Origin of the sequence: Arcobacter sp. 15-2 (assembly GCF_047159865.1) — a bacterium.
Classification (GTDB): Bacteria; Campylobacterota; Campylobacteria; order Campylobacterales; family Arcobacteraceae; genus JAIOSF01.
The window spans coordinates 2109064-2132832 of sequence record NZ_AP038804.1 but is presented as its reverse complement, the minus strand read 5'-3'; the positions used below and the strand labels follow the sequence as shown (position 1 = coordinate 2132832).

General features: G+C 31.3%; 26 protein-coding genes. 6 read left to right on the top strand and 20 right to left on the bottom strand.

All coding sequences use genetic code 11. The annotated features are described in order from the left end of the window. Positions 1-19: 19 nt before the first annotated feature. Genes ACMCMH_RS10705 through ACMCMH_RS10685 form a run of 5 tightly spaced genes read right to left on the bottom strand, consistent with a single transcriptional unit; the run spans position 20 to position 3407 of the window. Positions 20-568: a 2-oxoacid:acceptor oxidoreductase family protein gene (locus ACMCMH_RS10705; protein ID WP_412725413.1), complete on the bottom strand. Its 549-nt coding sequence runs from the start codon at positions 566-568 to the stop codon at positions 20-22. An 11-nt stretch (positions 569-579) separates the two neighbouring features. Then, a complete protein-coding gene (locus ACMCMH_RS10700) occupies positions 580-1437 on the bottom strand; it encodes a 2-oxoglutarate ferredoxin oxidoreductase subunit beta (RefSeq protein WP_412725411.1) in 858 nt (285 codons plus the stop codon). A gap of 1 nt (position 1438) precedes the next feature. Next, positions 1439-2572 (bottom strand): 2-oxoglutarate synthase subunit alpha, encoded by a 1134-nt coding sequence (locus tag ACMCMH_RS10695; RefSeq protein WP_412725409.1) that lies wholly within the window; start codon positions 2570-2572, stop codon positions 1439-1441. A 13-nt stretch (positions 2573-2585) separates the two neighbouring features. Next, positions 2586-2918 (bottom strand): 4Fe-4S dicluster domain-containing protein, encoded by a 333-nt coding sequence (locus ACMCMH_RS10690; protein WP_412725407.1) that lies wholly within the window; start codon positions 2916-2918, stop codon positions 2586-2588. 9 nt (positions 2919-2927) lie between these two features. Next, positions 2928-3407 carry an OmpA family protein gene (locus tag ACMCMH_RS10685; RefSeq protein ID WP_412725405.1) on the bottom strand — a complete coding sequence of 160 codons (480 nt, stop codon included), beginning with the start codon at positions 3405-3407 and terminating at the stop codon, positions 2928-2930. An 82-nt stretch (positions 3408-3489) separates the two neighbouring features. On the opposite strand from ACMCMH_RS10685, the gene ACMCMH_RS10680 reads away from it, so the two are divergent. Then, positions 3490-3912: a YqaA family protein gene (locus ACMCMH_RS10680; RefSeq protein ID WP_412725403.1), complete on the top strand. Its 423-nt coding sequence runs from the start codon at positions 3490-3492 to the stop codon at positions 3910-3912. 7 nt (positions 3913-3919) lie between these two features. Here ACMCMH_RS10680 and ACMCMH_RS10675 read toward each other — a convergent pair whose 3' ends face one another. Further along, positions 3920-4855, bottom strand: a complete 936-nt coding sequence (locus ACMCMH_RS10675; protein ID WP_412725401.1) for a dUTP diphosphatase — start codon at positions 4853-4855, stop codon at positions 3920-3922. A gap of 79 nt (positions 4856-4934) precedes the next feature. Beyond that, positions 4935-5111 carry a uracil-DNA glycosylase gene (locus ACMCMH_RS10670; protein ID WP_412725399.1) on the bottom strand — a complete coding sequence of 59 codons (177 nt, stop codon included), beginning with the start codon at positions 5109-5111 and terminating at the stop codon, positions 4935-4937. A 76-nt stretch (positions 5112-5187) separates the two neighbouring features. Here ACMCMH_RS10670 and ACMCMH_RS10665 point away from each other — a divergent pair, with 76 nt between their 5' ends. Next, positions 5188-6132 (top strand): malate dehydrogenase, encoded by a 945-nt coding sequence (locus tag ACMCMH_RS10665; protein WP_412725397.1) that lies wholly within the window; start codon positions 5188-5190, stop codon positions 6130-6132. 27 nt (positions 6133-6159) lie between these two features. On the opposite strand, the gene fumC is transcribed toward ACMCMH_RS10665, so the two are convergent. The 5 genes from fumC to ACMCMH_RS10640 all read right to left on the bottom strand — a co-directional run bounded on the left by fumC (position 6160) and on the right by ACMCMH_RS10640 (position 10593). Then, positions 6160-7557: a class II fumarate hydratase gene (gene fumC / locus ACMCMH_RS10660; protein ID WP_412725395.1), complete on the bottom strand. Its 1398-nt coding sequence runs from the start codon at positions 7555-7557 to the stop codon at positions 6160-6162. Between the two features lie 37 nt (positions 7558-7594). Further along, positions 7595-8242: a hypothetical protein gene (locus ACMCMH_RS10655; protein ID WP_412725393.1), complete on the bottom strand. Its 648-nt coding sequence runs from the start codon at positions 8240-8242 to the stop codon at positions 7595-7597. A 221-nt stretch (positions 8243-8463) separates the two neighbouring features. After that, entirely contained in the window at positions 8464-8787 is a 324-nt protein-coding gene (locus ACMCMH_RS10650) for a type II toxin-antitoxin system RelE/ParE family toxin (protein ID WP_412725391.1), read from the bottom strand. After that, positions 8784-8981 (bottom strand): addiction module protein, encoded by a 198-nt coding sequence (locus ACMCMH_RS10645; RefSeq protein WP_412725389.1) that lies wholly within the window; start codon positions 8979-8981, stop codon positions 8784-8786. The genes ACMCMH_RS10650 and ACMCMH_RS10645 overlap by 4 nt, the downstream gene beginning before the upstream one ends. A gap of 121 nt (positions 8982-9102) precedes the next feature. After that, positions 9103-10593, bottom strand: coding sequence for a fumarate hydratase (locus tag ACMCMH_RS10640; RefSeq protein WP_412725387.1), 1491 nt, complete (start codon positions 10591-10593; stop codon positions 9103-9105). A 172-nt stretch (positions 10594-10765) separates the two neighbouring features. Between ACMCMH_RS10640 and ACMCMH_RS10635 the strand changes: the two genes are divergently transcribed. From ACMCMH_RS10635 to aspA, 4 genes are all read left to right on the top strand, one after another. After that, positions 10766-11071, top strand: coding sequence for a hypothetical protein (locus tag ACMCMH_RS10635; RefSeq protein WP_412725385.1), 306 nt, complete (start codon positions 10766-10768; stop codon positions 11069-11071). Positions 11072-11141: 70 nt separating this feature from the next. Then, positions 11142-12326 carry an ADP-forming succinate--CoA ligase subunit beta gene (sucC, locus tag ACMCMH_RS10630; protein WP_412725383.1) on the top strand — a complete coding sequence of 395 codons (1185 nt, stop codon included), beginning with the start codon at positions 11142-11144 and terminating at the stop codon, positions 12324-12326. After that, a complete protein-coding gene (sucD, locus tag ACMCMH_RS10625) occupies positions 12326-13198 on the top strand; it encodes a succinate--CoA ligase subunit alpha (protein WP_412725381.1) in 873 nt (290 codons plus the stop codon). The genes sucC and sucD overlap by 1 nt, the downstream gene beginning before the upstream one ends. 336 nt (positions 13199-13534) lie before the next feature. Further along, complete coding sequence (gene aspA, locus ACMCMH_RS10620; protein WP_412725379.1) at positions 13535-14935, top strand: aspartate ammonia-lyase; 1401 nt, start codon at positions 13535-13537, stop codon at positions 14933-14935. A 22-nt stretch (positions 14936-14957) separates the two neighbouring features. On the opposite strand, the gene ACMCMH_RS10615 is transcribed toward aspA, so the two are convergent. The 8 genes from ACMCMH_RS10615 to ACMCMH_RS10580 form a co-directional block, all read right to left on the bottom strand. Then, positions 14958-15935, bottom strand: a complete 978-nt coding sequence (locus ACMCMH_RS10615) for a cysteine desulfurase (protein ID WP_412725377.1) — start codon at positions 15933-15935, stop codon at positions 14958-14960. Position 15936: 1 nt separating this feature from the next. Then, positions 15937-16764: a formate dehydrogenase accessory sulfurtransferase FdhD gene (fdhD, locus tag ACMCMH_RS10610; protein ID WP_412725375.1), complete on the bottom strand. Its 828-nt coding sequence runs from the start codon at positions 16762-16764 to the stop codon at positions 15937-15939. Between the two features lies 1 nt (position 16765). Further along, positions 16766-17722: a cytochrome b/b6 domain-containing protein gene (locus ACMCMH_RS10605; RefSeq protein WP_412725373.1), complete on the bottom strand. Its 957-nt coding sequence runs from the start codon at positions 17720-17722 to the stop codon at positions 16766-16768. A 9-nt stretch (positions 17723-17731) separates the two neighbouring features. Beyond that, a complete protein-coding gene (fdh3B, locus tag ACMCMH_RS10600; protein WP_412725371.1) occupies positions 17732-18325 on the bottom strand; it encodes a formate dehydrogenase FDH3 subunit beta in 594 nt (197 codons plus the stop codon). A 9-nt stretch (positions 18326-18334) separates the two neighbouring features. Then, positions 18335-21136: a molybdopterin-dependent oxidoreductase gene (locus ACMCMH_RS10595; RefSeq protein ID WP_412725369.1), complete on the bottom strand. Its 2802-nt coding sequence runs from the start codon at positions 21134-21136 to the stop codon at positions 18335-18337. Positions 21137-21152: 16 nt separating this feature from the next. Further along, positions 21153-21377 carry a formate dehydrogenase gene (locus ACMCMH_RS10590; protein WP_412725367.1) on the bottom strand — a complete coding sequence of 75 codons (225 nt, stop codon included), beginning with the start codon at positions 21375-21377 and terminating at the stop codon, positions 21153-21155. Between the two features lie 79 nt (positions 21378-21456). Beyond that, positions 21457-22056 carry a molecular chaperone gene (locus tag ACMCMH_RS10585; protein ID WP_412725365.1) on the bottom strand — a complete coding sequence of 200 codons (600 nt, stop codon included), beginning with the start codon at positions 22054-22056 and terminating at the stop codon, positions 21457-21459. Next, complete coding sequence (locus ACMCMH_RS10580; RefSeq protein ID WP_412725363.1) at positions 22049-23719, bottom strand: 4Fe-4S binding protein; 1671 nt, start codon at positions 23717-23719, stop codon at positions 22049-22051. Before ACMCMH_RS10580 ends, ACMCMH_RS10585 begins: the two co-directional genes overlap by 8 nt. Positions 23720-23769 lie beyond the last annotated feature (50 nt).

The following is a 23769-nucleotide window of genomic DNA, read 5'->3' as shown; positions in this document are numbered from 1 at the left end:
AATTAGGCTTTAGATACCTCTAAAGCTTATTTGTATATTCATACCCCAGGCTATATGCTTTTATATTTATATCATGAACTTTTTCGGGTATTTTAGAAAGCATAACTTCTTCTAAAATATCTTTATCAACTGCATTTGTGATTGCGTTTGCAATAGCAAGTGCTATTACAGATTGAGTAATAACATTGCCTATCTCTTCTTTAGCGATTGTAATAATAGGTATCTCTATAATATTCCATTTTTCTCTATCTTCAGGCGTGGCATGAACTAAATTTGGCTCTATAACAATAGTACCACCCTCTTTTACCCCTTTTTTAAAAGCATCATAACTCACTTGAGCAACACTCAACATAAAGTCTACATCACCATCATTTGCATAAGGATAAAATATCTCTTCATCATCTAAAGTAATATCTACAACAGTTGGACCACCTCTTACTTGAGAAGTATATGTAGCGGTTTTAAGTCCATATCCACCTGCTTTGATTTTTGCAACTGCGAGTATTTCCCCTGCGAGTAATACGCCTTGACCACCAACACCTGTAAATCGTAATAATTTTCTAGCCATGATATTCTACCTTATATCTTTTTTTCAAAATCATTTTGAGTGATTGTTGCTCTTTGACCTTGGTGCACCGCTTGTATCTCTTGGTACATTTCAGAATATTCACGAGCTTCTGTATTTTCTTTTAAAACACCCGTAGGTAAATAGTTTAATTTTTCATCATCATTGAGTTTTTCAAACTTCATTTTGCCCATGGTAATAGAATCGATCCAGTCAAGGTTTTCTCTTGCTGTTACCATTTTATTTTTTCTACCTAGATTTATATGACAATTTGAAAGAACCTCCATAAAACTAAAACCTTTATGTGAGAAACCTTTTACTAAAAGCTTTTCTAGTTTTTTTGGATCAGTTACAGCTTCTCTCCCTACAAATGAAGCCCCAGCTGCAATAGCTAAATTACAAGCATTGAAAGTAGGATCAATATTTCCAGCTTTTTGTGAAACTGTCCACATCCCTTGTGGTGTTGTTGGGCTTGTTTGTGAATTTGTTAATCCATAAATAAAATTATTGATAACAATCATATGTATATCAATATTTCTTCTACACCCATGAATAGTGTGATTTCCACCAATTGCCAAAGCATCACCATCACCAGCTACACATATCACATGTTTATCTGGGTTTGCCATCTTTACACCTGTTGCATACGCTACTGTTCTACCGTGTGTTGTGTGAATTGTATTAAAATCTAAATATGACGAAAATCTTCCAGAACACCCTATTCCTGATACCACACAAACATCATCTTGATTCCAACCCATTTGTTCAATTGCTCTTACAACTGCTTTTAAAATAACACCATCACCACAACCCCAACACCACAGTGTAGGCATTTTATTTACTCTTAAATATTTTTGATAATCAAATGCCATATTATAACCCTTTTACTTTTTCTATTATTTCATGTGGTGAGATAGCTCTACCATTTACTTTAAATAGTCCATCTATATCAAGTCGACTAGAAACTCTTTGTATCTCATGAAAATATTGTCCCATATTTAACTCAATACATAAAACTTTTTCGATTTTGTCTGTATATTCTTTTATTTTATTTGAAGGTGATGGCCATAGTGTTATTGGTCTAAAAAGCCCTACTTTAATATTTTCATTTCGTAAGTGTCTGATAGCTTCTTTTACTGATAAAGAAACTGAACCGTACGCGATGATTAAAACTTCTGCATCTTCTAGCATATACTCTTCATACGCTTCTAGTTCATCTTCATGTTGTTCTACTTTATTAAAAAGTCTTTCCATAAGTAGCGTACAAGTATCCATATTTTCTGTAGGAAAGCCTTGCTTATCATGGTGTAGACCTGTAAAATGGTATCTATATCCTTTAAACATAGTATTTAAAACAGCTGGTTGATCTTGTGCTACTCCATAAGGAAAATACTCTTCAGGCTTCCCCTCAAATTGTTTTCGCAATTTAATTTCACTCTTGGTTTGTTCCTCTAGTGGAATCATCGCTTTTCCATGCATATGCCCTAAAGTTTCATCCATAATTACAAATACAGGTTGCATAAATCTATCAGCTAAATTAAAAGCACGAGCAACTTGTGTATAACACTCAAGCAGATTTCCAGGGGAAACAGTTATCGACTTCAAGTCTCCATGAGAGGGATGTTTGACTTGAGAAACATCTCCTTGAGCTACTCTTGTAGGAAGCCCTGTTGAAGGACCTCCTCTCATAACATCTACACATACCAATGGCACTTCAGCCATATGGGCTAATCCTAAATTTTCTGCTTTGAGAGAAAGTCCTGGTCCAGATGTTGCTGTCATTGCTCGTTTTCCACTCATAGAAGCTCCAATAACACTACAAATACTTGCTATTTCATCTTCCATTTGCATAGAAACTCCACCTGTCTGAGGTAATAAATCAGAAAGAGTATGCATAATTTCACTTGATGGTGTCAAAGGATATCCTGCAAAATATTTACACCCTGCGTCAACCGCTGCAACTGCGGCTAATTGATTTCCTGTAGAAATCATCTCTCTTGTTTGCATTGAAGTATTCTCCTTATTTTTCATAGTTTGTAGGTAATCTATAATTATTATCTCTGATTGCTTCGGCTCTTTGTTTTGATTCAGGAGTTAATTTGGCAAAACTTATTGCATCGGACTTTTTATCAGCTACATGAATGGCAAAATCAGGACAGTGAAGTTCACATTCACCACACCCAATACAAGAATCAAGTGCAATAATATCAATAATAGCACCTAAAGTTGAAGAGGGTTCTTGACGCATAGACAACACACCAGCTGGACAAGCTGACACACAAATATCACAAGCTTTACATCTTGTAATATCGATCCATACAGGAGTATTTATGGGAGCTTTAAGTAGTGACATTTTTTACCTTTATTTTAATATTATTGTTACTCTTCGATTATCACGCCTACCTTCAACTGTGATATTTGAAGAGGTTGGTTGGGTTTCACCATACCACTTTGTTTCTATTCTTGTAGGTTCAACTTTATTTTTTAAAAGTATATTTTTTACAGCTATTGCTCGTTTTTTTGAAAGTCTCATATTAAATTGAGCATCAGAAACAGAATCAGTATGTCCTGAGATATGAACTTTATATCCTGTTGTTTCGTTGATAAGTTCTGATGTTTGCTTTAATAGTAAAATATCTTCATAATCTATATCTGATAATCCATGTTCAAAATAAACTATCTTTTTTATCTCTTGAATACAACCATCACGAGTAACAAAAACACCCTCAGGAGTATTTGGACATTTATCAATACTATTTGGCACTAAATCATTATCTCTGTCATTTATTGAAGCTTGAAGATTTACAAGTAAAAACATTGACAACATAATTGTTCTAAACATTAGCTAACCTTTTTTTATATATTATACTTTATTATATGACTATAGTACTTAAGAATTTATTAGTTTTTAGCTATTATTCCTCATGAACTATTTATATCTATTTTTTATTGCATTTCTCTCAGCAACAGTATTTCCTTTGGGAAGTGAAGCGTTGCTTTTATATGATTTATCAATTAATTTAAATGTATATATTTTATTCTTGACTGCAACACTTGGAAATACATTAGGTTCTATTGTAAATTATTATATTGGGTTTAAAGGTGAAAAGTTTTTAGCAAGAAAAAAAATTCTTAAAAAAGAAAAAGTGATTAAAACAAAAAGAGTTTTTGATAAATATGGAGCTTATACTTTACTATTTTCATGGGTTCCAATTATAGGCGATCCTATAACAATTGTGGCAGGTATGTTACGATATGATTTTAAGAAATTTATATACCTAACCCTTATTTCAAAAGGGATTAGGTATCTATTTGTGATTATGAGTTATTATTTGTATTCAAACTAACTTAAATTTACTTAGTTAGTTTTTTATATCTATTTGAAAGTTCTTTATACACTGCATCAAATGAAATATCATCTTCTGATTCTAGTACTGAAATCATCACTACATTATCTTCATCACCATTCCAAGTTTTGATATATGTACCCTCTTTGTATCCATTGTCTTGTCTAAATTTATTGAGTGCATTTTTACCAATATACAGTTTTTGCAACCAAGTAAAACTAAGACCTGAAAGTTTACAACATCTAAAAAACTGATCGATAAATCGCTCAACTCCACTAAATGCAGGCATATTTCCTGTTTCAATAGCAAATGCAATATAAGATAACTTTTCGGCTTCTTTTACTATTATTTTTGTATCTACTTCACTCATCTCTAACGATTCATAAATACAGTGTGTATTTACTAAAGATACAGCTTTTGGAATATTTGTTTCTTGTAAAATATAACTCATTAAAAAATGCCATACATCTACAAGTTCGATGTGAATATTATTGAAATCTGGTTGCGCAGAGATATTTTTCCAGTGTTTCCAAGGAGTTGAATCTATAAGTTCAGATACTTCCATATGAATACATCGTAACCAATTAATCTCTTTTTCAAACTTGTTGATTCCAAGCTCCCAGTTTACTCCATTTGTATCATCATTAAGTTTTTTTTGTAATACAAACATCTCTTCAAGCTTGTGAGGAAAACTTGATGACTCTTCAAGAAGTTCAGCCAATGGCAAACACTCTTCAACAAGTAAGTCCAAAGAATTATTTTCACTAGGAACATCTTGTTCCCCTTGTAATAAATGAACAATTAATATAATTGTATATGGAATTTCATCTTTTTCTTCCCATTTTAATACATCAGTTGGTGTAACACCTACATAATTTGCAAAACTTTCTATAGTAGAAAAACCTAAGTTTTTTACAGTTGCTTTTAATTCTTCATATAACAATTTTATCTCCTGATATTACATCTAATATATTATAAATTTTAGTATTTAAAATATATGATATTATCTTTTAACTTACTACTTAATTAGTTGCTCTTTTATCTTCATAAAAATTACAATCACTACCACTACTTTGTTTAACTACAACAGAGGGTATCTGCTGTGATTTAAAACCATAAGCTCTACACCCATGAGGTTTGTTTTTTTCCCAAGTCACATAATAATGTTTACATCTTTGGCATATAATTCTTCTCTTCATAAGATGAATTTTACTTAAATAACTTTTAAGAAGAGTTTATATAAAATCAATAAAAATCATAGATAAAGTAGATTATATGTCAAATAGAAAAGTAGGAATAATAGGCGCTGGTGCAGTTGGAGCTACAACTGCATATACATTGGGTATGATGGGAACTTGTGATGAGATAGTACTCTATGATATCAATCAAGATATAGCAATTGGTAAAGCTATAGATATCGAACAATCTACAATATACTCTACAAAAGTTACTAAAATCACAGGTGCAAAAGATGCCAGTGATTTAGAGGACTGTGAAGTTGTAGTTATTACAGCAGGAGTTCCTAGAAAAGATGGTATGACAAGAGAAGATTTACTTATGATAAATGCAAAAATTATTAAAGATGTGATAAGTAAAATTGAAAAATATTCACCAAATGCAAAAATTATTTGTGTTGCAAATCCACTTGATGTGATGACTTATGTGATTCATAAACTCACCTCATGGGAGTCTAATAGAATCATCGGAATGGCTGGGGCTTTAGATAGTTCAAGAATGGCTTATGAGATAAACAAATTTACAAATTATGGTTGTAGTGGTATAAAAGCTATGGTAATAGGTGATCATGGTGAAAATATGATCCCTTGTACAAATCTTTCAAACATAGGCGGAGTGCACTTAGAATCTCTAATCTCTAAAGAAAATATGAAAGATATTATTCACAGAACTAAAAATGGTGGTGCTGCTATAGTAAAACATCTTGGTACTTCAGCATACTATGCACCAGCAAGAGGAATTGCTGTTATGGTTCAAGCTATTTTAGATGACAATAAAATTGTAATGCCATCATCGGTATTATTAAATAACGAATATGGTTACTCTGATGTAACAGTTGGTGTTCCAGTTGTTTTAGGGAAAAATGGTGTTGAAAAAATCATAGAAATAGATATGGATGAAGAGTTAAAAAGTAAATTTGATGACTCTGTAAATACTATACAAAGTGGTATTGATATTTTAAAAGATAATAACTTTTTCAGTTAACAACAATTAGAATAAAACCAAAAGCAATTATGCTTTTGGTGTAATCATCTCTTCTGGTTTAACATATTTGTCAAAATCTTCTGCACTTAATATATCCAATGCAACAGCTTCCTCTTTTAATGTAGTACCATTTTTATGAGCTGTTTTAGCTATCAATGCTGCTTTTTCATATCCTATATATGGATTTAATGCTGTTACAAGCATCAAAGAATCATTTAAATATTTTGTGATATTTTTTTCATTAGCTTCTATACCTACGGCACATTTATCATTAAATGCAAGCATTGTATCACTCAATAGTTTTATAGATTGTAAAATATTATAAGCAATTACGGGTTTAAAAACATTGAGTTCAAAATTTCCTTGACTAGCACTTACTGATACTGTTGTATGATTTCCCATCACTTGAACAGCTACCATAGTCATAGCTTCACTTTGTGTAGGATTTACTTTTCCTGGCATGATAGAACTACCTGGTTCATTTGCAGGAATATTCAGCTCCCCTATTCCACATCTAGGACCTGAACTTAGCCACCTCACATCATTTGCTATTTTCATAAGATTTGAAGCCAGTGCATTTAGAGCTCCACTTAAAACAACTTCACCATCATGTGAAGTTAAAGCATGGAATTTATTTGGGTGTGATTTAAAAGTATATGAAGTTCCAGTAATCTCATTTAAAACATCACTAACCATTGGTGAAAAATTAGGATGAGAATTTAATCCTGTTCCTACAGCAGTTCCACCTATAGCTAACTCTAAAATATATTTTATAGAATCATCAATTTGTTTAAGCCCATTGTCTAACATCTCAACATAAGCACTCAAAGCTTGTCCAAGTGTTAATGGAGTTGCATCTTGAAGATGTGTTCGCCCTATCTTTACAACATTTTCAAACTCTTTTACTTTTGATTCAAATGTAGATTTTAAAATTTTGATAGAAGGAATTAGTTGTTTTTCTAATTCTAATACAAAAGCTACTCGCATAGCAGTTGGATAAGTATCGTTTGAACTTTGTCCTTTATTTACATCATCATTAGGATGTATTGTTTTAGTAATTCTAAAATCATCACCTAAAATTTCAGTAGCTCTATTAGCCACTACTTCATTCATATTCATATTTGACTGAGTTCCTGAACCTGTTTGCCAAACTACAAGTGGAAAGTTTCCATCAAGTTTACCAGCAACTACTTCTTCACAAGCAGTAGAGATAGCTCCACATTTTGTATCATCAAGTCTATTTAGTTTATTATTTACAATAGCACAAGCTTTTTTTAGATAAGCAAAACCTTCTACTACTTCTTGTGGCATTTTTTCATTTCCGATTGGAAAATTTTCTACACTTCTTTGTGTTTGAGCTGCCCAATATTTATCATTTGGAACTTTTATTTCACCCATTGTATCTTTTTCTATTCTAAAATTCATTATTGTTTCCTTTATAAAAATTGTAACAAATTTGTTCTTAATATTGATAATAATTATTATTTATAATTTCAATTTTATCATAAGTAGTTGCAACAGCAATATCCCTTAAATCTCCAATGTCAAGAATAAAAGGCTTATTAACATTTCTTTTTGTATTTATTGCAATTCTAAATTCTCTTTGATAACTAAAGTTATCAAATTTAGTAAAGGGAATCATATTTTCTTTTATTTTATTTTTTTTATTTTTGTCTATATAGTCAATTTTACTATAGTCACTTTTTTCAATATTTTTCAAATTAGTTGCATTATCTATTCTTTTTAAAAACTCAGTGAAGTTAGTAATTACAATACAATAATTTCCAAATTCTTTGTTTTTTTCATCAAGTGAAATTTTTTCTTCTTCATATTCTTTCCATATAGACAGCATACAAAAAATATTACACAAATCATATTTCTTAGTAACTTTTGTCATCATACATAATTCGTCTTTTGGAACTACAAAAGTTTCAATTTGTAAATAATTAGGTTTAAAGTTTTCTACTATAGTCTCACATCTGTCCAAACGGGCTATATCTAACCTTTCATCTTCTTTAAAGTATTTTAAAGTATTCATATATAATTTTCCATTTAAAAAATCATTTAAATATTTCTCTTCTTTAAATATTTTTAATAAGTACATTGACATTTAATCTTCCTTTTAATTTATAGGAGAATTATATAATAACTATAAGTTATTTTCAATATTAGAATAAGATTATATTATAATAAAAATATAAATTTTCAAGAATTATTTTAGAATGTAATGAAAAATTTTACTAAAATTAATTAAATAGATAAGTAATATAATAAATAGTTCTAAATTTAGCAGGTTATGTAGTATTAAGAAAAGAGAATTAAATAGATTTATTAATTTTCAACATCACTTCCACGATTAGAAACTAACATAGATATATTATTTGGATTTTGTCTTAAATCTAAAACTGCAACTACGATAACTGTACTTTCTTTTATCTCATAGTATATACCATAAGGAAATCGTTTTGATAATAATCGGTATAAACCAAATACATGTTTATGTATTCCAGCATAAAGCCACAAAGATTCAATATCAGATATGATACTATCCCTAAAATATTTTCCTAGTCCTTGATTTTGATTTTCATAAAACTTTTCTGAAATTTCTAAATCAATTGAAACTTCTTCTAAAGCAATGATATTTTTTATATTCATTTACTTTTTAGTTCATCAAGTGAAATATATTTTGCTTCATTATTTTTCATCTTAGATATTCTTTCGTCTAAAACTTCTTTATGCCAATTTGGAGATTCAATAATTTCATTCGTATCTTCAAAGCTTTCCCATATTTCATTCATAAGAATAATTTTTTCTTTTGGATTGAGTTTTTTTATCTCATCTATACTCATGATTATCTCCTTTTATTGATTTAGTATATCATAATTTAATTTAGCATATATATTAAAATAAAAAAGGCTAGTGCAAAAACACTAACCTTTTTAAAACCTTAATTTATTTTATAAATAAATACTAAATAGTTCTCCATTTAGCAGGTCCTGTTGTATGAATAGAAACACCTTCTGTATCAACAGCAACAGTTACAGGCATATCAACTACATCAAACTCATAGATAGCTTCCATTCCCATCTCTTCAAATGCAAGAACTTTTGCATCTTTGATTGATTGAGAAATAAGGTAAGCAGCTCCACCAGTAGCGATTAAGTACATAGATTTATATTCTTTGATTAAGTCAATTGTTGGTTGCTTTCTTTCAGCTTTACCAATCATACCCATGATACCGATTTCCATCATATCTTTTGTAAACTTATCCATTCTTGTAGATGTAGTAGGTCCCGCAGGTCCAACTTTTTCATCTCTTACAGGATCAACTGGTCCAACATAGTAAATAAATCTATCTTTTAAATCAACACCATTTGGAAGTGGTTTTCCAGCGTTTTTGTACTCAACGATTTTTTTATGAGCAGCATCTCTTGCAGTTAAAATTTTTCCAGTTAATAATAAAGTATCACCTGATTTAAATTGAGATAAGTTCTCTTTTGTTAAATCTTCGATATTTACTTTTTTAATAGAATCTAATGGTAATTCAATATCTGGCCAAATATCTAAATCTGGTTTTTTAAACTTAGCTGGACCATTACCGTCAAGTTTAAAGTGAATATGTCTAGTAGCAGCACAGTTAGGAATCATAGCAACTGGTAAAGAAGCAGCATGACAAGGATAATCTAAAATCTTAACATCAACAACAGTAGTTAAACCACCAAGTCCTTGTGCTCCAATACCGATTTTATTGATATCAGTGTAAAGTCTTAATCTTAACTCTTCTAACGCATTTTGAGGACCTCTTGCTTGTAACTCATGAATATCAACATGACCCATTAAAGATTCTTTTGCAAGAAGCATTGCTTTTTCAGGATTTCCACCAATACCGATACCTAAGATACCTGGAGGACACCAACCAGCACCCATCTCTCTTACATTTGCCATAACCCAGTCATAAACTGAATCTGATGGATTTAACACTGCAAACTTAGATTTATTCTCGCTTCCACCACCTTTAGCAGCAACAGTGATATCTATTTCATCAGAATTATCAACAGTTACATGGATAACAGCTGGAGTATTATCTTTAGTATTTGTTCTAGCTCCTGCAGGATCAGAAACAACTGAGTATCTTAATGTATTATCTGGATTAGTATACCCTTTTGCAACACCTTCATTTAATACATCAACTAACTCTTTTGTAATTTCTAAATCAGCTTTTAAACCAACTCTAACAAAAATATTTACACTTCCTGTATCTTGACATAATGGTCTATGACCTAAAGCACACATTTTAGAGTTAATTAAAATTTGACCTAATGCATTTTTAGCAGCTTCTGATTGTTCATTTTCATAAGCTTCCACTATTGATTTTACGAAATCCTCTGGATGAAAATATGAGATATATTGACAGGCATCCGCTATGCTATCAATGATATCTTGTTCTGTAATTTTTGCCATTATTAAACCTTTTATTAAAATTTTGATTATTGTATCAGAATTTTTATTATGACATATTTATAATTCTCATATACTTTCCAATGATTATTATTTAAAAAGAAGTGTTACCTAGTGATACTTAATACTATTTTAAACATTATTTAATTACACTATTAAAAGAAAAAGGATTTATATGAAATATTTTACAAATTCAAAACCTATCATATATGTTACTACACTTTTATTTGCACTTAATGCTTTTGGTCTTTCCCAACTTGCAAAAGAAGGAAAAGTGTTATATGTAGAAGCTGATTGTATGAAATGTCATGGTATTTCACCTAAATATGATCCAAAAAACAAAAAAGCTACAGATTTTGAAAAAGTAAACTCATGGGTGCGACTTTGTGATTCACAACTAGAGATTGGTTGGTTTCCAGAAGAACAAGAAAGTGTTGCGCAATACCTTAATGAATCGTTTTATAAATATAAAATGAAATAACAATTCATCATCATACCACTAAATTGAACAAATATCTAAGATACCATTACATATTATATAGGAGAATATATTGAATATACACGAATACCAAGCAAAACAAATTTTTGCCAAATATGGTGTACCAGCACCTCGAGGATTTATAGCAAATACACCAGCACAAGCATTAAAAAATGCTCAAGAGTTGGGTGGAAAAGTTTGGGTAGTAAAAGCTCAAATTCACGCAGGTGGTAGAGGACTTGGCGGTGGAGTTAAAATAGTACACTCACTTTCAGATGTGAAAAAAGCAGCAACAGAGCTTTTAGGAATGACACTTGTTACACACCAAACAGGACCTGAGGGAAAACTTGTACGAAAAGTATATGTTGAAGAGGGTATAAAAATTGTTGATGAGTTGTACTTAAGTATAGTGCTAGATAGAGCTATTGAGATGCCAATTATTTTAGCCCTTAAAGAGGGTGGAGTAGATATCGAAACAGTTGCAGCTAAATCTCCTGAAAAAATTATCAAAATCCCTATTGACCCAGATTTTGGATACCAAGGATATCAAGGGAGAGAACTTGTATTTGCATTAGGTATCAAAGATAAAAGAGAACAATACAAACTTCAAAACTTTGTAAAAGCACTCTATAATCTTTATATAGAAAATGATGTTCAAATGGTAGAGATCAATCCACTTGTAAAAACAAAAACAGGAAGTTTTTTAGCACTTGATGCAAAACTTCAGTTTGATGATTCTGCAATGGCACGACACCCTGAGTTTGAAGAGATGAGAGATATTCACGAGGAAAATGCTGATGAGAGAGAAGCTAGTTTGTATGGTCTTTCATATATCTCTCTTGAGGGTGAAATTGGTTGTATGGTAAATGGTGCAGGTTTAGCTATGGGTACTATGGATACGATTAACTATATGGGTGGAAATCCAGCAAACTTTTTAGATGTTGGGGGAAATGCCAACCCTGAAGCAGTAGCAAAAGGTTTTGAAATCATTTTAAGAAACAAAAATGTCAAGGCTATATTTATCAATATTTTTGGTGGAATTGTAAGATGTGATAGAATCGCCAATGGTATCATTGAAGCTACTAAAACTGTAGAGGTAAATGTACCTGTGGTAGTAAGACTAGATGGAACAAATGCTATAGAAGCAGCAGATATATTACGACATGCAAATATAGACAATATCATTACAGCAACTGATTTGGCTGATGGTGCTAAAAAAGCAGTTGAAGCTGCAAATAACTCGCAAGGTAAAAAATAATGGCTATTTTAATAGATAAAAATACAAAAGTAATTGTTCAAGGATTTACAGGAAGAGAAGCAACTTTTCACTCACAACAATGTATCGATTATGGTACTCAAATTGTTGGTGGAGTTACACCAAATAAAGGTGGTCAAGTACATTTAGACTTACCTGTATTTAACATGGTTTCTGAAGCCGTCGAAGCAACAGGAGCAACTGCATCTATGATATTTGTTCCCCCTGCTTTTGTGTCTGATGCGATTATGGAAGCAGCTGTTGCTGGAATTAAGCTAGCTGTTATTATCACAGAAGGTTCTCCTACATTAGATATGCAAGCTGCAAAAGCGTGTGCAAATAAATATGGGATGATGATGATAGGACCAAACTGTCCAGGAATCATTAGTGCAGATCAATGTAAAATAGGAATTATGCCTGGAAATATTTTCAAAAAAGGAAGCGTTGGACTTATTTCAAAATCAGGAACTTTAACTTACGAGGGTGCAAACCAAGTATGCAATGAAGGTTTTGGAATCACAACTGCTGTTGGTATTGGTGGAGATCCTATTATTGGGTTATCATTTAAACAACTATTACAGATGTTTGAAGAAGATAAAGATACAAAAGCTATTGTGATGATTGGTGAAATTGGTGGAGATTTAGAGATACAAGCTGCTAAATATATTAAAGATAACATCAAAAAACCAATTGTAGCTTTTATTGCTGGACAAACTGCACCTGAAGGGAAAAGAATGGGTCATGCAGGAGCAATTATTTCAGGTACAACAGGAACAGCAAAAGAGAAAATGGAAGCTTTAAGTGAAGCTGGTGTAACTGTTGTTGCAACCCCTGCTCTTATTGGAAAAGCTGTTAAAGAAGTTTTAACAAAATAATAGATACAAATAGAAAATAAAATGTTTATAGTTTGGATAATTGGAATTTTAGCAGTTCTTATAGTGATTGCAGTATTAATAAATATACTGAAAAACTGGAACTCTTTGATGAACTATAAAGATTTATTTTCTTTTTTGATTATTGGTATTATTACACTATCTATATTTTTTTATTTCATTAATTTTGATAATTTTATTAAACTTTTTGTATATGGAATACTTTTTATAAGTTCCTTATTTTATGGGGCTTTTAAAACAAAAAAAAGGTAGTATTGTAGAATAATTGTAATCAAATATTACTACAATAACTTATATAAATTTATAAAAGAGGCTATTATGGAAACCGCATTTAGAATAGAGAAAGATTTTTTAGGTGAGATGAACATAGATGTTCATGCTTATTATGGAATTCAAACATTACGAGCTAAAAACAATTTTGATATTACACATACAAATATCTCATTATTTCCAAGTTTTATTACATCTTTAGCAAAAGTGAAAAAAGCGTGTGCTCTTACTAACTATGAACTTGAAGATTTAACTTTAGAACAAAAAGATGCTATTGTTCAAGCTTGTGATGAGATTATAGATGGAAAACTCCATGAACAATTTATAGTTGACCCTATTCAAGGTGGAGCTGGAACTTCTACAAATATGAATGCAAATGAAGTAATTGCAAATAGAGCTTTAGAGATTTTAGGTCATCCACGAGCTGCTTATAATATAATACACCCAAACAATCATGTGAATATGTCACAAAGTACAAACGATGCTTATCCAACAGCAATTAAGATAACACTTCAAGATCTTATTTATAAACTCAAAGAATCATTACGATATTTAAGAGATGCTTACAATGAGAAAGCTGAAGAGTTCAAAGATGTACTAAAAATGGGAAGAACTCAACTACAAGATGCTGTACCAATGACTCTAGGACAAGAGTTTAAAACCTATGCTATTATGGTTGATACAGATATTTATAGGCTAAGAGAAGCTCAAGAACTTTTAAAATCAGTAAACTTAGGGGCAACTGCTATTGGAACTGGTATCAATACAAAAGAGCATTATAGAAAGCTTGTTATTAAAAATCTACGAAAAGTTACAGGTGTTGACTTTGATAATACTGGAGATTTAATTGAAGCTACACAAGATACAGGTGTTTTTGTACACTTATCTGGACTTTTGAAAAGGGTTGTTATCAAAATGTCAAAAGTTTCAAATGATTTAAGACTTTTAAGCTCAGGACCTCGTGCTGGATTTAATGAGATAAATCTACCTCCATTACAACCTGGTTCTTCAATTATGCCGGGGAAAGTAAATCCTGTCATTCCTGAAGTTGTAAATCAAGTTGCTTTTGATGTTATTGGTGCTGATGCATCTATCTCTATGGCTTGTGAAGGGGGACAATTACAGCTAAATGTTTTTGAACCTCTAATAGCATATAAACTATTTACCTCTATTAATATGATGCGAAGATCATTTTATGCACTTGCTGATAAATGTGTGAAAGGGATCACCGCAAATGAAGATGTTTGTATGGAAAATGTTTTAAACTCTATTACCATTATCACATACTTAAATCCTATTTTAGGATATGAAGTTTGTTCTTCTATCGCAAAAGAAGCATTAGCAAGTAATAAAAGAGTATACGATTTAGTTTTGGAGAAAGAGTTACTTTCTCAAGAAGAGTTAGATAACTTTCTTTTACCAAAAAATATGTTAAAGGTAAAGATGTAAGGAAAGATCACAAATAAAAATACTAACTTAACATTTTTATTTGTTGATATTTTAGATACAGCACTTTAGTAAAATTGATGATATCCTCTTTTGTGATATCATCTATAAAAGATAAACTTATTGCTGTTCTACTCATCTCTTCTGCATATCCCATCTCTTGTATAATCCGTGATGGTTTTGAAAGTCCCAAAGAACACCCCTCACCATTGCTAATATAAATTTTACTTAATGCCATTGTTCGAATAAGCTCTCTTGCTTTTATCCCTTTGAGTCCAAAATGTAGAGAGTTTGGTAAGGTTTTCTGTTTATCTACAAAAAGATGAATATCTTCACTAAAGAGTTTACACAACTCCTCTATCAAAATATTTTTTACTTGACAATTTCCTTTTTGTTTTTCCAATCCTAAAAAACACATTTTTAATGCAATAGTATCAATTTGTCCAATTGGTAGTAAATCAAACATATCATCATTAAATAACAAAACTCCAGAAACATTAAAACCGTTAAGCTTATAATTGTCAAAATATACACTATTGCTTTGATCACTTCTATGGGCTGTTCCATTTGAAATAATTTTTGCTTTTGTAAATTTTTGAATTCTTTCTAGGTCTATTTGTAAAAAAGTGTCCATCACATAAGAAGATAAAAACAAGAAATCTATATCTTGATTTTTTAGATCATATAAATTTATTGTTCCATCTTTATTTAATCGTACCCATTGTATCTCAAATCCTAAAGACTCGTACATTTTAGCACCATCAATCAAAAATTGTGTTTCACCAACACTTACAGCTATTTTTCCTTTTAACTCCAAAAGTAAACCTAAAAATCCCTCTTTTGAAAAAGAAAAAGTTTTCAAACATTTATAATGAAATTTAGAATAATATTGTAAGCACAAATCGTCAAAACTTTTATTTGATTTTAATGCACTCACACTATATTTATTTGAAATTTCTAAATCATTTGACTTCGAATATTGTAAAGAATTTAATTTTAACATATTATGATATTCTACCTGAATGGGTATAAACATTCATTTTTGAATTTCTAGCAAATCCTATCAGTGTTACGCCATGCTCATTAGCTGACCTAATCCCTTGAAATGTAACTGCTGCCTTTGACACAACAATTGGTATCTTGTGCATAACACACTTTACAACCATCTCCATAGATAATCTTCCACTTGCATATAAGATAGATCTTTTTATATCTTTTTTATCAAGAAATGCCCGACCAACAACTTTATCTATTGCATTATGTCTACCTATATCTTCTGCTATATAAATTGTTCCATCTTCTAAAACTAGTTCCGCTTTATGTACACAACCTGTGTTGTCAAACAATGCACTTGGAGAATTAAAATCTTTCATATACTTTAATATATCTTGAGCTTTAACAGTATAATCTGTATTGATAAACGAACAATCAAATATTTTTTCTGCATTTCCAGTCACACCAATACAGCAACCTGAAGTAAGGGTTTTTTCTTTAAAAAGATTTGCAAATCCCTCTTTACTTACTGTAGCATTAACACGAACTTTTAAACCATCTTCATCTATTTTTATCGATTTTATATCATCATAAGTAGTAATAACCGCTTCACTTAATAAAAACCCAACTATATGGGCATCTTGGTATTGTGCAATACTCATAACAGATAAAAACTTTTTACCATTTAAATAAAATTCTATTTTATCTTCTTTGATAACATAATCTTCTAGTATATCACTCCCACCATCATAAACTTTTTCGATGATAATCTCTTTACAAAATTTATCAACTTCATTATGAGAAGGAGAGAAGTTTTCACTTCTCATAGGCTTTGTCATCCTATTTCCCTTTTTTATTTTCTATATCAGCTAATACATCTGGTGCTAACTGCTCTAAATGTTCTCTTGGGTATTTTCCTGTTATTAAACCTTGAAAGTTTCCTTTTACTGAAACTAAAACAGAATATACAAAATCCATTAAAAAAAACATTATTAAAACACTTGCCCCAAAATGAGTATAAAGTAATAATCTTTTAAATTGTATAAATTGACCATGTGTAAATGCATCTGGATGTAAAAACCAAATAATAATACCACTTGTTAATAACCCTGCACCCATCATCACAAAAACTATATAAATAATTCGCTTCATAGGTTTATATTTTCCAGGTAACACAATCTTTTTTATTGCGCTATTGTTAAATAATATTTTAGCATCTTTAAATGCAATTATACTTAAAAGTAACCAAAACGGTAACCAAACAATACCTGTGATTTCATGCATACTTCGTAAAAAGTAAGGTAAATCACCACCGCCTGAACGCAGAGCCCAAGTGATGTTAAATCCAGTTATTATAAGAGTAATGATTATTAAAACATTAAACCATATAACAAGTCGATGAAATAAAGAAAATACTTGAACTTGATCATTAGGATTTGTAACAGTTGCAGTTTTTCTTCCATAAATTGTATACATTACACAAAAAATAGCAATTTCAGCAACAAAAACCCACCAAATAAACTCTTGTCTTTCGTTACTTGCTCGTATAATCTCAGGTGCTATTGCTTCATAGTTTTGTCCAAAAGCAGTATCAACCATCAACTTATATGTAGATGTTGAAGGAGTAACAACTCCATCAACACCTCCACCTGTCAACATATCAAAAGTAAATTTTAGAAGATATGCCCAATCAAAAATCATCATATATTGAACAAAAATAAAACCAACAACACCTAACCCACCTAGGGTTAGTATATATGCTTTATTTCTAGTATAAAACGAATTATTGTTTTCCATCATTATCTCCTACCATCCCATAGATTCAGTAGCAATACCTTTTCCTTTTGTAGTAGCTCTATATGTTTTAATTAAAGCTACTTCATCAGCATCTCCAACAAGTAAAGCTTTTGTTGAACACATAGAAGCACACATTGGAACTTTTCCTTCAGAGATTCTATTTTGTCCGTATTTTTCGAACTCTTCATGAGAATTTGTTTCTTCAGGACCACCTGCACACATTGTACATTTATCCATTTTTCCTTTAGTTCCAAATGCTCCATCTTGTGGAAACTGTGGCGCTCCAAATGGACAAGCAAAAAGACAATACCCACATCCGATACATACATCTTTATCGTGAAGTACTATCCCATCTGCTCTTATATAAAAACAATCTGTTGGACACACTTGTTGGCATGGCGCATCTGCACAATGCATACACGCCATAGAAACTGAAATCTCTTTTCCAACAACACCTTCGTTTACTGTAACAACTTTTCTTCTATTTACACCAACTGGAACTTCATGTGCCTCTTTACAAGCTACAACACAACCATTACAATCGATACATAGGTTTTCATCACAATAGAACTTCATTCTTGCAAAATCTGGTTTATTACTCATCATATTCTCCTATGCTCTTTCTAATCGTACCAAAGAACATTTTGTCTCTGGACAAGAAGTCTGTTGGTCATAACCATAACTTGTAACTTGATTTGAACTCTCACCAAAACTATGAGGTGCAGTTCCTTCTGGATATTTACTTTCTAAGCTTTCTCCACTCCAAACTCCTGAGAAGTTTTGTGGTAAAAATACAGAATTTTCATCTACTCGTAAAGAGTGCTTACATTTGATTTTAATTTTCCCTTCACCTGTTCCATAAACCCACATCATCTCGTTATCTTTGATACCAAGTTTTGCAGCTAAATTTGGATGAACCTCACCATACATCTCTCCAGATAACTCTGCAAGATATTTAGAAGCTCGTGTTTCTGTTCCTGTTCCCATATGCTCAACAATTCTTCCTGAAACAATATTTACAGGATAATCTTTTACCCAAACTTGTTTATTTTGTTCAGATTCATATCGTACATTTGTTCTGTAGTGATTTTTCTGATCCTTAGTCGCAGGATATCTTTTCACTAAATCAGGTCTAAATGAATGTAATGGCTCTCTATGTTTAGGAATTTGGTCAATAAAATTCCATACAATAGTTCTAGCTCGTGCATTTCCATAAGGAGCAAGTCCAGCAGCTAGTGCTTTATCAACTAAGATACCACTATCATCAGTTTTCCAGTTTTTACCCTCAACTGCTTTTTTCTCAGCAGGTGTTAAAGTTGTACCTGTAAGCTCTTCAATATTTTTTGAAGTAACTTCAGCATATCCACCATCGATTTTAGAACCAACAGGTGCACTACCTTTAGCAGAAAGTAAATCAGACCCATTTCGTTCTGTTCCAAATCTTGCTCTAAATCCCATACCACCTTGTGATACTGGTAAATTCAGATTGTATAAAACAGGACTTCCTGGATGTGTTTCATTCCAACATGGCCATGGTAATCCATAGTACTCTTTTTGAGTAACACCTTTACCTTTTAATGACACAGAATCAAACAGATGCCAATTTGCTGTATGTTTTTTAATTCTTTCAGCAGTTCTACCTCGATATCCAATAGTTTTTAAACTTCTTGCAATCTCGTTTGTAGCATCTTCTGGCCAAGTAAACTTATCACCTTTACCCATACCTGCAATATACTCATCATAAAAACCTAGTCTTTTTGCAAAATCAAATAATATCTCATGATCTGCTCTTGACTCATATAAAGGCTCTACAACTTTTGAACGCCATTGTGCACTTCTTGCTGTGTTTACAACTGTACCACTTGTTTCAACTTGTGAAGCAGCTGGTAATAAAAACATATTATCACTTCTGTTTGTAATAACGGCAGCATCATTTACATAAGGGTCTATAAATACAACCATATCAAGTTTGTCTAAAGCCTCTTTAACCTTATGTGTTTGTGTAATAGTTGAAATACCATTTCCTATACACACAATTGCTTTTAAAGGTGTATCTGCATTATTTTTTGCATTTTCTTTATCTAAAACTCCATGAATCCAAAGACCTAAACTAAATCCTTTTGCTTCCATCATAGCTTTAGAGGTAAATCTTCCTTTTAACCATTCATAATCAACATTCCACTGTTTTGCAAAATATTTCCATGAACCCTCTTTTAGTCCATAATAACCTGGTAATGTATCTGCCAAACATCCTAAATCTGTAGATGATTGTACATTATCATGTCCTCTTAAAATATTACATCCACCACCAACTTTACCCATGTTTCCTAGTGTAAGTTGTAAAATTGAACCTAATCTTGTATTAGACGAACCGATTGAATGTTGTGTCCAACCTTGATTCCAAATAAGACATCCTGGTTCTGCTGTTGCAAATGCTGTTGTTGCCTGAATTAATAACTCTTTAGGACAACCTGTTACATCTTCAACATGTTCTGGTGTATATTCTTCACACTCTTTAAAGATATCTTCCATCCCATATACTCTATCGGCAATAAATGATTTATCAACCCAGTTATTCTCTCGAATAAGTCGAATCATTCCGTATAAAAATGCAATATCAGTACCTGTTCTAATTCTACAGTATACATCACTTTTTGCTGCTGTTTTTGTATATCGTGGATCAATAACAATAATTTTTGCTCCATTTTGCTCTTTAGCTTTTAAAATATGCTGCATTGCAATTGGATGGTTAGAAGCAGGATTTGCTCCAAAAATAATAATCGCTTTTGAGTTTTGCATGTCACCTATATGATTTGTCATAGCTCCATAACCCCATGTATTTGCCACACCGGCAACTGTTGGACTATGTCAAATTCTAGCTTGGTGATCTATGTTGTTTGTTCCAAACATAGCTGCAAATTTTCTAATATAGAAAGCTTGCTCATTACTTACTTTAGCTGATCCTATAAATTGTACTGCATCTGGACCAAATTTTTCTCTAAGTTCAGAAAGTTTATTACTTACCTTAGACATTGCATCGTCCCAGTTTAATCTATTCCATTTCCCATTTGCTTTTTCAATAGGATATTTTAATCGATTTGTACCTCTTACTTTATCAATCATATCTGCACCTTTACAACAGTGCCCTCCATGACTAATAGGGTGATCTTGTGCTACTTCTTGTCTTACCCATACACCGTTGTGTACTTCAGCAATAACACCACATCCAACAGAACAGTGAGTACATATAGTTTTAATCAGTTTTGAACCAGGAAATGGATTTTTAATCTCTTCTTCGGTCGCACTTCTTAATACTTTTGTACTACTTGCTACGGCAGATGTCGCTGTTACAGCTGTTGCAAGAGAAGCCATTTTTAGAAAACTTCTTCTTCCAAAACTTTTTAACAGTTTCATATCTTTCTCCTTTTATTTATTTTGCAGCTTTGTAAAATTCATTCCAAGCTTGTGTTTTATTATATAAAATCTCTTTTTTGTTAGATGAACCTGTAACGACTCCGTTACCTGTGTTATCAACATGTCCGCGATGTTCATCTTCAGTGCTAGCTGCAACTGCTACAACAGAACCCGCTAATACTGTAGTTGCAATACCTGCTCTTTTTAAAAAAGACCGTCTTGCTTCTAATTCTTCAGCCATCTTAACTCCTTTATTATATTAGGGTGAAAGCCCCCTTAAAAATTCTAGTAAACTCTTAAGGCAACTTTCACCACACTTTTTAGTTAATATTTAAATATTTTCTTTCCATACTTAAAAAATCACCTAAAATCACAGCTATCAAAGAATAGATTTTTGTATCACTTGCCAATAACTTGGCATACAATTTTTCAAAATGTAAATTGATTACTCTTTTAAATAATTCTTTTTGTAAGTCATCTTTGATATTTCCATTATTTTGTTCAGTTATTAAATATGAAGAGAGAGTAAATAGAAACCCAAAGTTATCTTCTGGTGCTTTAAATAGTGTTTCATCTTTTCGTATAGTTGTTTTTGCTAAAATACTTTTTACAGTAAGAAGCATAGAACCATATTCTCTTTCTTCATGATACCATGAAGCGCTCAGTGAGATTCCATTTCCAAAAGGGATTAAAAATAATTTTTCATATTCCTCATATAAATCATTGTTTGAGTTATCTTTTATAAGTGCAATTATCTGTTTTGTTATCTCCCCTACTTCATCATCAAAAGGGTTTTCGGCTAATTGTTCTAAACTACTTAACAGTATTTTTTTATCTTTTTTTACATGTTCTTCTATAAATAACAGTGCTAAAATATTATATATAAATGCTCTTGCACTGTTGATACTTTTATTATCCATTTAATAATCCTTGTTTTATCATAAGTTTTGCTTTACAATTTTCACAACAATAAAGTGTTCTTTGTTTTACTGGATCTGATGCAAAAACAGGTCCTAATATATTTGCAATTTTTTCAACTGCTTTAGTAGTAGCGAACTCCACTCCACACTCAACACAAGCAAACAGTGTATCTTTTGCTAGTACCTGTTCTTTGAACCAAGTAGGATTGAGCTCTATTTCATCTCTTTTGATTGTTAAACAATCTTTTTCAGGACATGAGCTTTCACAATAACCACATGATGTACATAAACTTGGATTGATTCGTAAAGTATTATCTTTCGGATCTGCAATAAGTGCATCTACATTACAAGCACCTACACAAGATAAACATAAAGTACAATTTGACTCATTTACTTCAACTTTTGAATAGTGAATATGTTCACCTGTTTTTACTGTACCTAAGTCATCATCACCAACTAAATGTTGTAGTCTAAATGAAAAAGTTTCTCTTTTTCTTTGATTTCTTTGATTTGAATTAAATTTTGAGTTTTCTATAAAAGAAACCTCGGTGATACAGGCTTCTAACTCTTCTTGATTTGAAGCTACTAAAATAGCATTCTTATGATATTTTTTTTGATAAATGGCATTTAATATATCAATAGCATCACTCGTACCTTTTGATAAAAAATCACTATAAAAAATAACTTGAGAACCTGACATTTGAGTAAGTGTAATAAACGAAGCTTCATCTAAAAACTTTTCACCCTCAATACATAAAGGTAATACATTCTCTTTCAAATCAACATTTAAATTCTCTATATCCATTTTTGATGGTATGATTAATGGATGTCTGTCATTATAGAAATAACTTATTTCATAAATTGAGTCTTTATTTAACAAAGCATAATCAATAGCAGCTGTCGGACAAACGCTCACGCAACCACCACAACCTAAACAGTCAATATCTGAAAATACTAAATGTTTCAATTCATCGTTTTTAGTTATTGCTGTCGTAGGACAAACCTCTTCACACTTTGAACAAATCTCTTCTCTTCTTTCATGATACTGACATGATGTTGTACTGTAAGTGATATATTTTTTATAATTATACTCAAGAATATTTGCTCTTAAAACTTCTAGTGTTTTTTCTATACTCGATAGATTTGGGTCAATTGTACCACTTTGTTCATAGCCCATCTCTTTTGCATCAAACCATACAATCTGATCTACTTGTAAAAGAACCTCTTTGTCTGTCGACTGAACTAGAACACTCAAGTTTCCAATATGTCCAGAAATTTTTAGAATTTTATCTTCCGTTGTATCGTATAAATCAAACTCATCAGACTCTGTATGTGAGATAAATTCTGAGACTTTCTCTTTTGGAGCTATAATTAGTATCTTATTTTCTATATTTGCAGAATATTCCATATCTTCTGTATTGTCATATTGTGTTGCACACATCTCATATAACAGGGGAAGAGTTTTTATCATTGTTGGCAAAGAATCTTTACTATTTCTAATATAAAAATCAATCTCTTTAGCTGTAACTTCACTGTTTGTCTCTGAACTATTTGATATGAGAAAATTAGAGGAGCTGATTTCTTCTTTATTTGTAGCTATCAAAACAGATTCATCTATAGGAAAATCAATTCCTGAGGGATTATAATAAACAAAATCTTGCATCTGTTTCCTTTTGGTAAAATTTATTTTACCAATTTTATAATTATAAATCT

What these genes read in the sequence shown, in the direction of transcription:
- ACMCMH_RS10705 (WP_412725413.1), bottom strand. Translation starts at nt 568, where the DNA reads ATGGCTAGAAAATTATTACGATTTACAGGTGTTGGTGGTCAAGGCGTA.
- ACMCMH_RS10700 (WP_412725411.1), bottom strand. Translation starts at nt 1,437, where the DNA reads ATGGCATTTGATTATCAAAAATATTTAAGAGTAAATAAAATGCCTACA.
- ACMCMH_RS10695 (WP_412725409.1), bottom strand. Translation starts at nt 2,572, where the DNA reads ATGCAAACAAGAGAGATGATTTCTACAGGAAATCAATTAGCCGCAGTT.
- ACMCMH_RS10690 (WP_412725407.1), bottom strand. Translation starts at nt 2,918, where the DNA reads ATGTCACTACTTAAAGCTCCCATAAATACTCCTGTATGGATCGATATT.
- ACMCMH_RS10685 (WP_412725405.1), bottom strand. Translation starts at nt 3,407, where the DNA reads ATGTTTAGAACAATTATGTTGTCAATGTTTTTACTTGTAAATCTTCAA.
- ACMCMH_RS10680 (WP_412725403.1), top strand. Translation starts at nt 3,490, where the DNA reads ATGAACTATTTATATCTATTTTTTATTGCATTTCTCTCAGCAACAGTA.
- ACMCMH_RS10670 (WP_412725399.1), bottom strand. Translation starts at nt 5,111, where the DNA reads ATGAAGAGAAGAATTATATGCCAAAGATGTAAACATTATTATGTGACT.
- ACMCMH_RS10665 (WP_412725397.1), top strand. Translation starts at nt 5,188, where the DNA reads ATGTCAAATAGAAAAGTAGGAATAATAGGCGCTGGTGCAGTTGGAGCT.
- fumC (WP_412725395.1), bottom strand. Translation starts at nt 7,557, where the DNA reads ATGAATTTTAGAATAGAAAAAGATACAATGGGTGAAATAAAAGTTCCA.
- ACMCMH_RS10655 (WP_412725393.1), bottom strand. Translation starts at nt 8,242, where the DNA reads ATGTCAATGTACTTATTAAAAATATTTAAAGAAGAGAAATATTTAAAT.
- ACMCMH_RS10650 (WP_412725391.1), bottom strand. Translation starts at nt 8,787, where the DNA reads ATGAATATAAAAAATATCATTGCTTTAGAAGAAGTTTCAATTGATTTA.
- ACMCMH_RS10645 (WP_412725389.1), bottom strand. Translation starts at nt 8,981, where the DNA reads ATGAGTATAGATGAGATAAAAAAACTCAATCCAAAAGAAAAAATTATT.
- ACMCMH_RS10640 (WP_412725387.1), bottom strand. Translation starts at nt 10,593, where the DNA reads ATGGCAAAAATTACAGAACAAGATATCATTGATAGCATAGCGGATGCC.
- ACMCMH_RS10635 (WP_412725385.1), top strand. Translation starts at nt 10,766, where the DNA reads ATGAAATATTTTACAAATTCAAAACCTATCATATATGTTACTACACTT.
- sucD (WP_412725381.1), top strand. Translation starts at nt 12,326, where the DNA reads ATGGCTATTTTAATAGATAAAAATACAAAAGTAATTGTTCAAGGATTT.
- aspA (WP_412725379.1), top strand. Translation starts at nt 13,535, where the DNA reads ATGGAAACCGCATTTAGAATAGAGAAAGATTTTTTAGGTGAGATGAAC.
- ACMCMH_RS10615 (WP_412725377.1), bottom strand. Translation starts at nt 15,935, where the DNA reads ATGTTAAAATTAAATTCTTTACAATATTCGAAGTCAAATGATTTAGAA.
- fdhD (WP_412725375.1), bottom strand. Translation starts at nt 16,764, where the DNA reads ATGACAAAGCCTATGAGAAGTGAAAACTTCTCTCCTTCTCATAATGAA.
- ACMCMH_RS10605 (WP_412725373.1), bottom strand. Translation starts at nt 17,722, where the DNA reads ATGGAAAACAATAATTCGTTTTATACTAGAAATAAAGCATATATACTA.
- fdh3B (WP_412725371.1), bottom strand. Translation starts at nt 18,325, where the DNA reads ATGAGTAATAAACCAGATTTTGCAAGAATGAAGTTCTATTGTGATGAA.
- ACMCMH_RS10590 (WP_412725367.1), bottom strand. Translation starts at nt 21,377, where the DNA reads ATGGCTGAAGAATTAGAAGCAAGACGGTCTTTTTTAAAAAGAGCAGGT.
- ACMCMH_RS10585 (WP_412725365.1), bottom strand. Translation starts at nt 22,056, where the DNA reads ATGGATAATAAAAGTATCAACAGTGCAAGAGCATTTATATATAATATT.
- ACMCMH_RS10580 (WP_412725363.1), bottom strand. Translation starts at nt 23,719, where the DNA reads ATGCAAGATTTTGTTTATTATAATCCCTCAGGAATTGATTTTCCTATA.